Genomic DNA, 15,301 nt, shown 5'->3' on the forward strand with positions numbered 1-15,301 from the left:
ACACCTGGGTGGTCCAGCGGGCCTTAACGTACACAGGCATCCCTTCTCTCTCGTAAAGGAATACCTGTGACTGACAACCCTGTGAAATCCGCCGTTGAAGCCCAATTTGCCACGCGCCCCAGCTTACGCTCGGTGGTCGAGCGCCTGCTGGCCGACAACCTCAAGGAGAAATACCCACCGTTGACGTTGCCCGTCACGTCGCTGCGCCTGGCGCTGCCCCGTGACGGCGGCGGGCGTGGCCTGACACCGCTGCTCAGCGCCGCACTGGACTACCTCGCCACGCAACGCCTGCCTGACCTGGCGTCACACAGCGGCCTCGATGCCTACCTGAGTGACGCCACCGGCACCCGCCTCACCTTCGAGTCCAACGGGCCACGCAGCTACGACCTGACGGTGATCAGCGCGCTCATCCGCGAACTGCCGCTGATCCTGGCGGTGGGTTTTCAAGACGCCTTGACCGCCTACTGGAACCAACCCAGCGACGCAGACGGCAGCCGCTGGCAGTGGTTGGCCGCTGTGTTGCAGGGCCGGCTGCGCACCTCGGCGATCCGCCAAACAGGCAGCGATGCCCACGCACTGCAACGCCTTATACACCTGGCCGACTACCCCGCGCGGGAAACCCGCAACCGGCACACCGGCCCGCTGGCTTCGCTGCATGCCTACAGCGTGGAGACCCGGCTGGCGCATGGCGACACCCGCGTGACGCTGCAATCGAGCGATATTGTGCTGGTCGACGGCGAGCAGGTGTGGCTGTGCAGCCTGCAAGGCCGGATCGACAGCTTCGCCAGCCTGGACGCCTTCGGCGAAGCCTGGGGCCGGCGCATGGCGCAGCAGTACGTCGCCGACAGCCTGACCTGGCACCTGTACGAGCCCGACGGCAATATTTTTGAAGTGCAGGCCGCGCTGATCCTCAACGAACACCTGGACAACCTCGCGGCCATCGACTTGAGCGTCGTCACGCCCCTTAACGAGCTTGAGCAGGTGTTCCATAGCCTCACCGACCCCGCCGCACAACTTGACCCTCCAGCCGACACGCCGCCCCAGTCCCTGGCAACCCTGCGTACCGCCCTGCCCGGCTGGTTGCAGCACGCATCGGCCGGCGCGCGCTTTGCCTACCGCCAATGCCTGCTTGAACAAGCCAGCGCCCGGCGCGTGCATGCGGGTAAAACCTGGCTGGACGGCCTGCACAGTATCCGCAGCTATGCCACGCAACATCTGAACAACCAGCTGTGCCTGGCGCGCAATGCCTGGCTGACGGGCCAGCGCACCTGCGAATCCGGCGTCTCGATTTACCAGGCCGACAACCTGCAACTGAGCTTCGCCGTGCCGGTAGGTAGCCTCGGCAGCGGCTACATCGAGCCCGTGCGCATGAGCCTGGTGGACCTGGCCTTGAACAACCTGTCGGGCAAGCCCCAAGGCCGCATGACCGTGCGCAGTACCGACGGCCAGGCGATTGAAGCGTGGTTGACGCCGGACGTGGTGGCGCAACTGGTGCAACGGGTCGACGTCGGCCGCAATTACCCCAACTATATTCGCCGCGAACTGCTGGGCGACACCGACGCGGCACAGCAGCGTAAACGCCTGTTCATCGCCCAGCGCCCGCTTCAACTGAAAAGCCAGGCGCTGGAACACGCGACAAAGCGCGAAGCGGGTTTGACCCCCAAAGGCTTCGAGTATGCCGCCGCCGTGGTCGGCGCCAGCCACGCCGAGCGATATGTCGATGACAACGAGATCGTCATGCGCCCGCTGGCCTTTGCGCGTAAACCCGGCGCCACGGCGGACGTGGTGCAACACATGTTCATCATCGAGCCCCGTAACGGGCTGTCCGGGCCGCACCTGCTGTATCGCCCGGCCTATGCCCAAGCGTTGATGGAGTTCAGCAGCCGCGAGCAGTTGCTGGCGGCCATCGTGCAACCGGGCGAGTTGCAGGACAGTGTGCTGGCCTGGCTGGCCGACAGCGCACGCGCCATTTACAGCAACGGCGGCTTCACGCAACCGCATTACGTGCGCATCGGCGGCATCGGCGCGGAATTCGACCCGCTGCCCGCCGTGCCGAAACCGGCAAAACTGGCCGACCCCTTCGATGAAAGCAACGACGAAATCCTGCAGTCGCTGACCAATGGCCAATTGATGGAATACCTGTTTACTAGCGAGGCGCGCCAATTGCTGGAGCAGGCTGACCGCGAGTCGACCTCCAATGCCGAAAGCCGCTGGAAGCTGATCCTGGAAGGCGCGCAGTTGGGCTTCAACACCTTGTTGATGTTGGTACGCGGGCCCTTGGCGGCAGCGGGCTGGCTGTTGCAACTGGCGCAGGGCCTGGCCCAGGATCTGCCGGCCTTGGCCAGCAATGACCCGATCGCCCGGGAACTGGCCTGGGTCGACTTGCTGCTGAACACCGCAATGGTGCTGGTCCATCAGGTCACCTCCACCTCTGCATCGCCGCGCCCGATCATCGATGAGCACGCTCACCAACGGGCCCTTGCCCGGCTGCCGTTGAGACGCACGCCAGGCGAAGCCTCCCCAGCCCTGCCGACGGTCAAACGCGGGGCCTTAGGCCTGCCCGCCGAACCACCGGGCGGCGGTCATACGCTGCTCGATTTTGACCGTTCGCTGGCCAGCGATGCAGCAGCGGCGCGCTTGTTGGAAAAGCTGCTTGAAGTCAAGGTCGCCTGGCCCACACCTGTGCCGGAGCCCGTCAGCCTGGGCGCGCTCAAGGGCCTGTACAAAATTGACGGGCATTGGCATGCCTCGGTGGGCGGCCTGCTCTTTCAGGTCAACGTGGTTCCGGGGTTTGGCGAGGTGTTCATCGTTCATCCGCAAAAACCCGCGCATCCAGGGATCAAACTCAAGACCGACGGGCGCGGCCACTGGACCTTGGATCGCGGCCTCAAACTCGAAGGCGGCGGGCCGAAACGCATCGCCGCCCTACGCGAGGCAAACCGGCGCAAGACCCAGGAACTGGTGGATCGCATGCAAGCGTTGAGCCTTGAAATAACGCCCAGGATGCACACCTACCTCGAGTCCCAGGCGCGCATGAACAGCGCCTATAAGGCCCTGAAAAAACAAGCCGACACACTGCGCCTGGTGTGGACGCTGCTGCAAAACGCCAGCGAGGCACAGCAGCCGGCCTTGCAGGCGCGACACCTGCGCGAGATGCAGGACTACGCCAAGCGCCGGGCCCACTACGACATTCTGCTCGACGCCCTGCAAACCCAATTCGACCAATCACTGCCCTCACGCCTGGAACTGGTTCAGGTCGGCCAATCCCTGGAAAAAGTCGCAGGCGCCGCCGGCAACGTGCAAGACCGGGCCAAAGTGCTGAAGACCATCGGCGAACAACAGATGGCCCTGCACTTCTATCAGGTCGAGTGGGCGCGCAACCTGCAAATGACCGATCGCGGCGAATCCATGCTGGCCCTGAGCGAACGCATGGTGATCGACAACCTGTGGGGCGATAACACCGCGTTTGAGCAATACGTGGCTCAATCGATCAGCCTGGCGGACGCCATCGAGCGTATGGCCGAGTCCACGCGCAAGATAGAAACCACCCTGGATCAACTGGAGCAGGACTCAGCCGCGGGTCGCGCCATGCGTCAGCAACTGCTCGCACAAATCACCAACCCTCAGGAGTTTTTCCCTGACAGCTTGAAGCTGCGGGCGTTGATCCCCCTCATCAAGGCCAGCGTTGAGATCGGCAGAATGCTGCCGGCGCAGGAGGCCTTTTATGTCGAGCGCCTGAAGCCCGGTGCCTTGATCCAGGCGCTGTTTTCACACATCGAAGTGCGCAGCAGCGCGGACTACCCACTGGAAGACCAGCGCGGCGTGTACGAGACCGTCCTCGACAACTACCGCGAATACGAAAGTGCGATCCAGGCGCTTAAACTCATCAACCCCAACCGCCTCAAACCCGCCAGCGCGCGGTTGCTTGAAGGTCTTCACTACGCACGCACCTTGGCGCAAAACGAGCTGGAAGCGGTGGTGCGCAAACAGGAACAGCTGGAGGTGCAACTGCCGCTGTCCAAAACCCTGCGGCCCAAGGCAGCCACCAAGCGCGTGTTCAAAACCGCCGGCAAGCAATACCTCATCGGCGAACTCCAGCCGGCCGATGCTCAGGTCAAAGTCGAACGCTACACCATCAGCGATGCACTCTCCGGCACCACCGTCACCACGTTCGAACAGCGCCCGGACGGCTGGACCGACGTGCGCGAACCGCAACCTACCGCCGCGCCGCCGGTTGCACCGGCCCGCGAGTTGGCCACGCTCAAAACCCTCGGACAGGCGTTGATCAACGGGCGCGCCGCGATCGAACGCGTCATTGCGGCCCAACAACAAGCCCTCGAATCACCGAGTACCCGGCAAACCGTCAACCCCGGCGACTGGGATGCCCTGCTCAATAGCCAGGCCGCCCAACTCACGGCGCTCGCCGATGAAGTGGCGCGCGAGCATCTGGACAAACCCACGGCCAACGACCTGATCGATGACTTCAAGGCCAATGCCAGGGACATGCAGCGCATGGCGCAACGGGTATGCAGCGCGGCCTACAAACGGCAATGGCCGACGCAGGAGAGCCTGGATTATTTATGGCGCCAGGGTGAGATCGACATCAACCTGACAAGCCCGGCCGACCCGCAACGGCCCACCCTCAGTGGAGATTTTTTCACCGAGTACGCGGTGTATGACAAAACCCCCAAACCGCCGACGGTGCTGTGGTATGCGCATTTCCACTACGCCACCGCCGACGCGGCGCCGGCGGACTACACGCGGGCGCATCTGAAACTGGCCGAGCAGCGCAAATACACGCAGAAGGATCTGCTCAAAGCTCACGTACAGGCGGCGTTGCCGGGCACCGAGCCGGTGCGCCAGATTCTTTACGTGCTGATCACGCCCCCCGTGGACCAGTTGTTCCTGGCGATTGCGCCACGCAGCGGCCCGCGCTGATCGCGGCGCCAAACAAAACGCCCGACGGTCAAGGTCGGGCGTTGCATTTCAACGGCGTCGCGGCCGCGTCAGTGGGCAAACAACGAATTGCCCTTCTGGCCCGCGAGTTTCTCGGGTTTGATCAGGAACCGCGCCAGTGCCGGCAGCAGCCACAGCGCGCCGAACATGTTCCACAACAGCATGAAGGTCAGCATCAGGCCCATGTCGGCCTGGAACTTGATCGCCGAGAAGATCCAGGTGCACACGCCGATGGCCAGGCACAGGCCGGTGAACAGCACGGCTTTACCGGTGGACTTGAGCGTCTGGTAATAGGCTTCCTGCAACGGCAGGCCCGCACGCAAAAAGCTTTCCAGGCGGCTGTAGATGTAGATGCCGTAGTCCACGCCGATGCCCACGCCCAACGCCACCACCGGCAAGGTCGCGACCTTGACGCCGATGCCCATGAACGCCATCAGCGCGTTGCCCAGCACCGAGGTCAGCACCAACGGCAGCACGATGCACAGGGTCGCGGCCCAGGAGCGGAAGGTGATCATGCACATGGTCGCCACGCACAGATACACCAGAATCAGAATGGTCAGCTCCGACTCTTTGATCACTTCATTGGTGGCCGCTTCGATGCCGGCATTACCGGCGGCGAGGATGAATTCCAGGCCGTCCTTGTTGTTCTCCCTGGCGAACGCCTGCACCGCATGCACCGCGCGGTCGAGGGTTTCGGCCTTGTGGTCGTTGAGGAACACCAGCACCGGCGCCAGCGAGCAATTGTTGTTGTACAGGCCATCGGCACGCGCGATGGAGTTGTTCAACACATCCGGGTTGCGCGACAGGGTTTCCCATTTCAGGTTGCCTTCGTTCATGCCCTTGATCATCTGCTTGGACACCGTCACCAGCGAGATCGCCGACTGCACGCCCTCGGTGTTCTGCATCTTCCACATCAACTGGTCGATGGGCGCCATGGCTTCATAGCGCGAGCAGCCTTCGGCCTTGGTCTTGACCATCACCACCAGCACGTCGGAGCTGGTGGAGTAGTTGCTGATGATGAAGTTGTTGTCTTTGTTGTAACGCGAGTCCGGGCGCAGTTCCGGTGCGCCTTGGTCGAGGTCGCCGATCTTCAGGTTCTGGCTGTACCAGAGGCCGCCGCCAAAGGCGACCAGCGCCAGCAGGATCGAAACCGGTGCCACTTTGGCGCTGGCGAACCTGGACAGCAGGCGCCAGAACGGATGGTCACGGTGCGCGTCCTTTTTGCTCCTGGCAATGGCGCGGTGGCTGATGCCGGCATAGGAAATCGCCACCGGCAGCAGGATCAGGTTGGTAAACACGATCACCGCCACGCCGATGGACGCGCCGATGGCCAGTTCGCGGATCACGCCGATGTCGATGATCAGCAGGGTAATGAAGCCCACCGCATCCGCCAGGATCGCGATCATCCCCGGCAGGAACAGTTGCCGGAAGGTGCGCCGTGCGGCGGTGAGTGCGTTGTCTGCCTCGCTCGATTGCAGGGCGATGCCGTTGATCTTCTGCACGCCGTGGGAAATACCAATGGCGAAGATCAAAAACGGCACCAGCATCGAGTACGGGTCGAGCCCGAAGCCGAAGAAATGCATCAGCCCGAGTTGCCAGACCACCGCCACCAGCGTTGTGCTCAACACCGCGACGGTGCTGCGCAGGCAGTTGGTAAACCACAGCAACAGCACCAGGGTGATGACAAACGCGATGCCGAAGAACAACACCACCATCACCAGGCCGTCGATCAGGTCGCCGACCTTCTTGGCGAAGCCGACGATGTGGATCTTGACGTTGGGGTTCTGCGCTTCGAACTTGTCGCGGATCTTGTCTTCGAGCTCATGGGAGAACTTGCGGTAGTCCAGGGCCAGCAACTTGCCCTGGTCCTGCGGGTCCGGGTAGGCCTCCAGCAGCGGAATGTCGACGATGCTCGACTTGAAATCGTTGGCCACCAGGCGCCCGACCTGGCCGGACTTGAGTACGTTGTTGCGCAGTTGGTCGAGGCTTTGCGGCGAGCCGTTGTAGCTTTGCGGGATGACTTCGCCGCCGGCAAAACCTTCTTCGGTCACTTCGGTCCAGCGTACGCTGGGGCTCCACAGCGACTTGAGGCCCGAGCGGTCGACGCCGGAGATGTAGAACACCTCGTCGTTGATCTGGCGCAGGGTCTCCATGTAGTCCTTGGTAAAGATGTCGCCGTCCTTGGCCTCCACCGAAATGCGCACCGTGTTGCCCAGGTTGGCCAGGTCGTTGCGGTGTTCCATCATCTTTTCGATGAAGGGGTGCTTGAGGGGGATCATCTTTTCAAAGCTGGTGGAGGGGCGAATCAGGGTTGCCTGCCAGAACAGGAACACGCTCACCAGCACGCAGATCGCGATGACTGCCGGGCGGTTGTTGAAGATCAGGCGCTCAAGAAAGGTCGCTTTATCGTTGTGATGACTGCTCATTCTTTGCCCGCCTTCTTATTGTTTTGTCGGTTCAGCGCCGGCTGGCGTGGCCACACGAACGCCACCCTGCCCGACCAGAATCAAGTTGCCGTTGCCGGCTGCCGTGACCGCCGACAGTGAAATACGGTCCGGGCGATTGAACACGCTGAACGTTTGGCCGTCATCGTGGCTGACCACCACGCTGCCGCCGTTGCCGACCACCACGATGGAGCCATCGTCCAGCAAGGTCGCGCCCGACAGGCCGAACTCCAGGGCACCGCGCGCGGCGTTCAATGGGACCTGCTCCCAGGTGCCGCCGAAATCGGTGGACCGGTACAGGTTGCCACGCAGGCCATAGGCCAACAGTGTCTGCGCTTGCGCGGTGCCGATGACGCCAAACAACGAGCCCTCGTAGGGGCCTTCGAGCTTTTCCCAGGTCTGGCCGTCGTCGCTGGAGCGGAACATGCTGCCCTGCTCGCCGACGATAAACAGGCCGGCGTCCTTGATGGAGGCGATGGCGTTGAGGTGATATTGGTCTTCGTTGTCGAGGCGGTCGCTGACGTCGGCCCAGGTCTTGCCGCCGTCGGTGGTTTCGATCAGCGCACCGTAGGCGCCTACGGCCAGGCCGTGATTGGCGTCGTTGAACCACACATCGAGCAACGGCGCTTCGCGCTTGAGGTCCTGGTATTGCTGGGTCCAGGTGGCGCCGCCGTCAGTGCTGGCGAGGACTTGCGCATCGTGGCCCACGGCCCAGCCGTGTTGGTCATCGACAAAAAACACAGCGGTGAGCAACTGCCGGGTCGGCACTTTGGCCTGGGCCCACGTGGCGCCCTGGTCATCGGAATAGAGGATATGCCCGCGATCACCGACCGCCACCAGGCGCTTGCCGGCCTGCACCACGTCGATCATCAGGCCTTTGGCGGCCTTGGGGGATTCAATCGCAAACACTGCGCCGGCCGGGGTATCGCCGGCGGCGTGGACGGCGGTCGGCAACGCGACGGCTCCAAACAGCGAGAGCGCTGTGACCAGCAACGCGACCTTGCGTGCGGCGCGTGGGCGGCAAACAACCCAACCCATGACAGGCTCACTCATAGACCTTTCTCCCATTTATTATTGTTAGGTCTTGTCTTTGCTTGCCTTGCCGGGCGCTGAAACCTGCAATCTAGAGCGCCTGAACGAAGCAGGGGCCATCCTATCGGGCTTTGGAATCGTCTGACAATCAGCGCTACGTTATCTTTTGTTAACTGGCGGCTTTTGGCCATGTGGTGAATATAGCTGCATTCGCCAGGCTGATTGTCGGCGGGGGAATGAATTTTTATTCCATCTATTGAATTCAGGGAATTTTTATTCCATTAATGCACGATCTGAAAACAATAATCCAAAGGACCACGGCAATGCGTGAACTCGGAATCGGCTTGATCGGCACAGGCTTCATGGGCCGAGCCCATGCCTTGGCATTCAACAACGCGCGGGCGGTCTTTGAACTGCCGGTACACCTCAAACTGGCCGCGCTTGCCGATGCCGACACCGAACGCGCCCAACGCTGCGCCACCGCCTGGGGCTTTGCCCGGGCCCATGGCGACTGGCAAGCGCTGATCGACGACCCCAAGGTCGATGTGGTGGCCATCACCACGCCCAATCACCTGCACTACCCCATGGCCATGGCCGCGATAGCTGCCGGCAAAGCGGTGTATTGCGAAAAACCCCTGGCCGTGAGCCTCGAACAGGCCGACGCCATGCGCCGCGCCGCGACCGCCGCCGGCGTGGTGACACGGGTGGGTTACAACTACCAGCACAACCCCATGATCACGTTGGCGCGGCAGCTGATTGCCGATGGCGAGCTGGGCGACATCATCAGCTTCCAGGGCGAGTTCAGCGAAGACTTTATGGCCGACCCGGCCTCACCCTGGTCATGGCGCTGTGAAGTGGCGCACGCCGGCGGTGCGTTGGCGGACCTGGGCAGCCACTTGCTGTCGATGGCGCGTTATCTGGTGGGCGACGTGGTCAGCGTGTGCGCCGATACCCACACCGTGCACGCCCAGCGCCCGGCCACAAAAGGCAGCCACGACCTCAAGGCCATTGCCGTGGACGACCAAGTGCATGCGCTGCTGCGTTTCGCCAACGGCGCGCGCGGCACCGTGAGCAGCAGTTGGCTCAAGCACGGCTACAAAAACCACCTGAGTTTTGAGATCAGCGGGACCAAAGGCACGTTGGCCTTCGATCAGGAATGCTTGAATGAACTGCGCCTGTACCGTCTCGGCCAGGACGGTTTCCAGCGCGTGCTGGCCGGCCCCGCCCTGCCCGGTTACGCCGCGTTCAGCCCAGCGGCGGGGCATCAGTTGGGCTACAACGAACTCAAGACACTGGAGGTGCAGGAACTGATCATGGCGCTGGCGGGCCAAGGCGCGGATGGCACTGACTTTGAGGCGGCATGGGAAGTGGAGCGGCTGGCGACGGCCATTCGCGTGGCGGCCCAGGAAGAACGCTGGGTCAAGGTGAACTCGGTCTGAAACACAGCGCAACCCCCCTGTGAGAGGGGGGCTTGCTCCCGATGGGGGAGTGTCAGTTGATGAATCTGTTGCTGACCCACTGCCATCGGGAGCAAGCCCCCTCCCACATTTGGATCACCTGCATGCGGTTACATCAGCGCAAGGCTCGGCGCAGTACTTTGCCCACGGTGGTCTTGGGCAATTCTGTGGTGCGAAACTCCACATACTTGGGCACCTTGTAGCCGGTGAGGTATTCCCGGCAGTGGGCGAGGATCTGCTCCTGGGTCAGGTTCGGGTCTTTGCGCACCACGATGATCTTCACCTTCTCCCCCGTCACGCCATCCTCTACCCCAATCGCCGCCACTTCGCCTACACCGGGGTGCAACGCCACCACGTCTTCGATTTCATTGGGGTACACGTTGAAGCCCGAGACCAGGATCATGTCTTTCTTGCGGTCCACCAGGCGGATGTACCCACGCGCGTCCATCACGCCAATGTCGCCGGTCGACAACCACCCCTCGGCATCCAACACTTCGGCGGTGGCCTCCGGGCGTTGCCAGTAGCCTTGCATCACCTGCGGGCCGCGCACTTGCAGTTCGCCCTGCTCGCCAATGTCGGCCAGCTCGCCGTCTTCACGCATAAACCGCACCCAGGTCGACGGCAGCGGCACGCCGATGCTGCCGGTGAAGTCCATCTCGCGCATGCGTGAGATATCGATAGGGCTGATGCTCACCACCGGCGAGCACTCAGTGAGGCCATAGCCTTCGATGATCGGCAGCCCGGTGACCTCCTTCCAGCGCTTGGCCACCGCTGTGTGGGTGGCCATGCCGCCGGCGATCACCATGCGCAGGTCGGAAAAATCCCGCGCACAGAACGCTTTGTTCTCAAGCAAACCGTTGAACAAGGTATTGACCCCGGCAATGCCGTTGAAGCGCTCCTTGCGCAGGATCATCTGCACCCGTTTCACGTCCCGGGGGTTGGCGATCAGGATGTTGCGCCCGCCCAGGCACATGAACATCAGGCAATTCACTGTCAGCGAAAAGATGTGGTACAGCGGCAGCAAAGTGACGTTGGTTTCCTGCTTGCCCTGGTCCAGTTGATCGCCGACCCAGGCCTTGGCTTGCAGCAGGTTGGCGATGATATTGCGGTGGCTGAGCATCACGCCCTTGGCGTCGCCCGTGGTGCCGCCGGTGTACTGCAGGAAGGCCAGGTCATCAAGAGCCAGGCTCACCGGCAGGTGATTGAGCGCCCGCCCCTGCTTCAAGGTGTGGTTGAAGCGCACTGAACCCGGCAGATTGAACGCCGGCACCTGCTTTTGCACCCGGCGCAGGATGAAGTTCATCGCCGCGCCCTTGAAGGCGCCGAGCAAATCGCCGATGGCCGCCACCACCACGCGCTTGACGCTGCTGCCGACGATGACTTTTCCCAGGGTATGGGCGAAGTTTTCGAAGATCACGACGGTTTCGGCGCCGCTGTCCTTGAGCAGGTGCTTGAGCTCATGGGCGGTGTACAGCGGGTTGACGTTGACCACCACGGCCCCGGCCAGGATCGTGCCCAACAGGCAGATCGGGTATTGCAGGCAGTTGGGCATCATCAGCGCCACGCGGTCACCCGGCTTGACGCCCTGGCCCTGCAGCCAGGCGGCGAACGCGATGCCATGGACCTGCCAATCGGCGTAGGTCATTTCGGTGCCGATACTGACGTAGGCCACGCGCTCGCGGAATTTCTCCAGGTGTTCCAGGAACACTTCGCGCAACGAGGGGTAATCCTCGATAGCCGCATCGATGTCTGCCGGGACGCCGGGCAGGTAAGCGTTCAACCACACCCGTTCGGTGTGTTCCAGGCTGATAGCGTTCATGGCAGTCTCCTTGTTGTTGTTTTTGGGTTGGCGCTATTTTTCGACGATGGCGGTAATGCCCAGCCCGCCCGCCGCGCAGATCGAGATCAACCCGCGCCCCCCACCGTTTTCATGGATGATCTTGGCCAGCGCCGCCAATTGCCGGCCACCGGTGGCGGCGAACGGATGGCCGCAGCCGAGCGAGCCACCGTTGACGTTCATTTTGGCGCGGTCAATGCTGCCCAGCGGTGCATCCAGGCCCAGGCGCTCGCGGCAGTAATCGGCGTCTTCCCAGGCCTTGAGGGTACACAGCACCTGGGCGGCGAAGGCCTCATGTATCTCGAAGAAATCAAAGTCGGCAAAGCTCAGGCCCTCGCGCTTGAGCATGCGCGGCACGGCGTAGGCCGGGGCCATCAGCAGGCCTTCGCTGCCATCGACGAAATTCACCGCCGCCGTCTCGCCGGTACGCAGGTAGGCCAGCACCGGCCAACCATTGGCGGCCGCCCATTCCTCACTGGCCAGCAGCACCACCGAGGCGCCGTCGGTGAGCGGCGTGGAATTGCCCGCCGTCAGGGTGCCGTTCTGCCGGTCGTAGGCGGTTGCCAACCCGGCGAGTTTTTCCAGGCTGGCATCGGCGCGCAGGTTGTTGTCGCGAGCCAGGCCACGATGGGGGCTGATCAAGTCGTCGAAAAACCCGCGTTTGTAGGCGGCGTCCAGGCGCTGATGGCTGGTGAGGGTCAGTTCATCCTGAGCCAGGCGCTTGATCTGCCAGCGCTGGGCCATGGCTTCGCAGTGCTCGCCCATGGACAAGCCGGTGCGCGGCTCACCGTTGCGCGGTAACAGTGGCTTGAACAACATCGACGGACGCACCTTGAGCAACGCCTTCAGTTTGTCGCCCATGCCCTTGGCGCGATTGGCCGCGAGCAAGGTGTGGCGCAGGGATTCGTTGATGCCGATCGGCGCATCCGAGGTGGTGTCGGCGCCCCCGGCGATGCCCACGTCGATCTGGCCCAGGGCGATTTTATTCGCCACCAGCAACGCCGCTTCAAGGCCGGTGCCACAGGCCTGTTGCACATCGTAGGCCGGGGTATCAGGCGACAGCGTGGTCGACAGCAGCGATTCGCGTGCCAGGTTGAAGTCCCGTGAATGCTTGATCACCGCGCCGGCGGCAAACTCACCCAGGCGCTGGCCGTGCAGGTTGTAGCGATCCACCAGGCCTTGCAGCGCGGCCACCAGCAGATCCTGGTTGCTGTCGTGGGCATAGACGGTATTGGAGCGCGCAAAGGGGATGCGGTTGCCGCCGATAATCGCCACGCGGCGGGTCGCGGCCGGATTGAAGCTGTAGTCACTCATTTAACGCTCTCTTTCCAAATGAACAGCCCACGCATATGGGGTTTGTCGCCGGCAAAATTACGCACCTCGAACTCACGGCGCGGGCCGCACGAGGGGTGGTTCCACAGGGCGACCTGGCCGGGCAGGAAGATCGGCAGCTTGAAGTCGCAATGGGCCTCGGCCTGGTCCAGCCCACCCGGCGGTTGCTGGGCGGCAAGGGCGCGGCCCAGGGTCCACATGCCGTGGGCGATGGCACGGCGAAAGCCAAAGATCTTCGCGCCGATCACTGAAGTGTGAATCGGGTTGAAATCCCCGCAGACGTGGGCAAAACGCCGGCCCAGATCGGCCGGCAACACCCAACGCTGGGTGCGTAGCAGGCCGTCTTCCTGCAACGCCAACCCATCGTCCCAGGGCTCGCCGATGGGGTCTTTGACGTCGCGGCGCAGGTACAGGCTGTCGCTCTCCCACACCAGGGCGCCCGCGCCATAGGCCCGGGTGGCAATGCTTAACGCCTGGCCCTTGGGATGGGCGACCCAGCGTGCGCAATACACCTCCAGGCGCAGCACCTGGCCCGCGTGCAAGCGCTGGTGCTGACGAATACGGTTGGCCAGGTGCACCATGCCGCTGGCCGGGTACGGAAAGCTCGGGCGCGTGAGCAACATCAGGTGCAGCGCGAACGCCAGCACATGCGGATACGACAGCGGCACGCCCTGCTCGGGCCGGAAACCGCAGGCACGCCCATAGGCGGCGATGTCGGCCGCGTGCAGCTCCACCGCCGGGCGCACCAGGCGCTCCTTGGGCAGCGCCGGCATGCCGTCGGGCTTGGGCTTGCGCAGCGCGCGCGCGCCGTCCAGCAGCAGGCGCGTGCGTGAGGGTGGCGGGTCAATAATCTGCGTTACGTAGTCCATGAGGTCAGGCTCCCAACAGGCTTTGGCCGCACACCCGCACCACCTGGCCATTGACCCCGCCCGAGGCCGGGTGCGCGAGCCAGGCGATGGTTTCGGCCACATCGATCGGCTGGCCGCCCTGGCTCATCGAGTTCATGCGCCGCCCCGCTTCGCGGATCATCAGCGGGATCTTCGCGGTCATCTGGGTCTCGATAAACCCCGGCGCCACGGCGTTGACCGTGACCTGTTGCACCGCTGCGCGCGGCGCCAGGCCCTGCACCAGGCCGATCACACCGGCCTTGGAGGTGGCGTAATTGCTTTGCCCGAGGTTGCCGGCAATAGCGGAAATCGACGACACGCACACGATGCGCCCGCCGGGGTTCACGCCCTGGTTTTGCAGCAGTGCATGGCTCAGTTGCAATGGCGCCTCCAGGTTGACCGCCAGCACACTGCGCCAGGCCGCTTCGGGCATTTTGGCGATGGTCTTGTCGCGGGTGATGCCAGCGTTGTGCACCACCACATCGAACGCACCGTATTGGCTGACATGGGCCAGCAACCGTTCAGCGGCATCCGCTGCGGTGATATCCAGCGGCAGCGCCGAACCGCCGACGCTGGCGGCAGCCTGTTGCAGGGCGTCCTGGGCCTGGGGCACATCCACACACACCACATGGGCACCGTCGCGCGCCAATACCTGGGCGATGGCCAGGCCGATGCCACGGGACGCACCGGTGACCAACGCACGCCGACCCGCGAAGGGGGCGTCCCAGTTGACGGCGTAGTGGTCGTCCACGGTTTTATCCACGCGCACCACTTGCCCCGACACGTAGGCCGAGCGGCGCGACAGGAAGAAACGCAGGCTGCTCTGCAACGCGTCTTCGCCACCTGGCGCTACATAAAGCAACTGCACGGTGATCGCCCGGCGCAGTTCCTTGGCCAGCGAGCGCACCAAGCCTTCAAGGGCGCGTTGGGCGATGGCCTGGGCCAGGTCCTGGCAGTGTTCCGGCGCGGTGCCGAGTACCACCACGCGGGCGTGCTGGCCGAGGCGTTTGGCGTTGGCGTGGAAGAACCCATAGAGCTCGTCCAGCTGTTGCACGTCGCGGATGCCCGTGGCATCAAACACGGCGCCCTGCACCTTGACCGTGGACGGCGCCTGCAGCGTCGCCGGGGTGGCGGCCACTGTGTCGGTGGCGCTGAAGACACGCTGCACCTGATCAACCAGGCGCCCTGCCCCGGCGATGATCACCGGGTTGGCCAAGGCTGGCTGGCCGCTGCGATAACGCTGCAACGGCAAGGGTTGCGGCAAGCCGATAGCCTGGGCCAGGCGATGGCCCCAGGGGGAATTGACGAATGAAAGGTAGTTGTCACTCATAAACACAAATCCTGCCTTGTAAACCC

At 63.4% G+C, this 15,301-nt stretch carries 8 protein-coding genes; 2 read left to right on the top strand and 6 right to left on the bottom strand.

Going from position 1 to position 15,301, the window contains the following annotated elements; translation table 11 throughout:
* Positions 1-66: 66 nt before the first annotated feature.
* Positions 67-4,938, top strand: a complete 4,872-nt coding sequence (locus AB4N98_RS00705) for a hypothetical protein (RefSeq protein ID WP_460149159.1) — start codon at positions 67-69, stop codon at positions 4,936-4,938.
* A 68-nt stretch (positions 4,939-5,006) separates the two neighbouring features.
* Here AB4N98_RS00705 and AB4N98_RS00710 read toward each other — a convergent pair whose 3' ends face one another.
* Positions 5,007-7,382, bottom strand: coding sequence for an efflux RND transporter permease subunit (locus tag AB4N98_RS00710; protein ID WP_017527943.1), 2,376 nt, complete (start codon positions 7,380-7,382; stop codon positions 5,007-5,009).
* Positions 7,383-7,397: 15 nt separating this feature from the next.
* Positions 7,398-8,438 carry a WD40/YVTN/BNR-like repeat-containing protein gene (locus tag AB4N98_RS00715; protein WP_017527944.1) on the bottom strand — a complete coding sequence of 347 codons (1,041 nt, stop codon included), beginning with the start codon at positions 8,436-8,438 and terminating at the stop codon, positions 7,398-7,400.
* Positions 8,439-8,755: 317 nt separating this feature from the next.
* Here AB4N98_RS00715 and AB4N98_RS00720 point away from each other — a divergent pair, with 317 nt between their 5' ends.
* Positions 8,756-9,871 (top strand): Gfo/Idh/MocA family protein, encoded by a 1,116-nt coding sequence (locus AB4N98_RS00720; protein ID WP_065878400.1) that lies wholly within the window; start codon positions 8,756-8,758, stop codon positions 9,869-9,871.
* 133 nt (positions 9,872-10,004) lie between these two features.
* Here the strand turns inward: AB4N98_RS00720 and AB4N98_RS00725 are convergent, their stop codons facing one another.
* Genes AB4N98_RS00725 through AB4N98_RS00740 form a run of 4 tightly spaced genes read right to left on the bottom strand, consistent with a single transcriptional unit; the run spans position 10,005 to position 15,275 of the window.
* Complete coding sequence (locus AB4N98_RS00725; RefSeq protein WP_065878398.1) at positions 10,005-11,708, bottom strand: AMP-binding protein; 1,704 nt, start codon at positions 11,706-11,708, stop codon at positions 10,005-10,007.
* A gap of 33 nt (positions 11,709-11,741) precedes the next feature.
* Positions 11,742-13,040, bottom strand: a complete 1,299-nt coding sequence (locus tag AB4N98_RS00730; protein WP_460149161.1) for an acetyl-CoA C-acetyltransferase — start codon at positions 13,038-13,040, stop codon at positions 11,742-11,744.
* Positions 13,037-13,927, bottom strand: coding sequence for a MaoC/PaaZ C-terminal domain-containing protein (locus tag AB4N98_RS00735; RefSeq protein WP_460149162.1), 891 nt, complete (start codon positions 13,925-13,927; stop codon positions 13,037-13,039). The genes AB4N98_RS00730 and AB4N98_RS00735 overlap by 4 nt, the downstream gene beginning before the upstream one ends.
* A gap of 4 nt (positions 13,928-13,931) precedes the next feature.
* Positions 13,932-15,275, bottom strand: coding sequence for a 3-oxoacyl-ACP reductase (locus tag AB4N98_RS00740; protein WP_116079568.1), 1,344 nt, complete (start codon positions 15,273-15,275; stop codon positions 13,932-13,934).
* Between the last annotated feature and the right edge of the window lie 26 nt (positions 15,276-15,301).

Source organism: Pseudomonas sp. S3_E10, assembly GCF_054667615.1.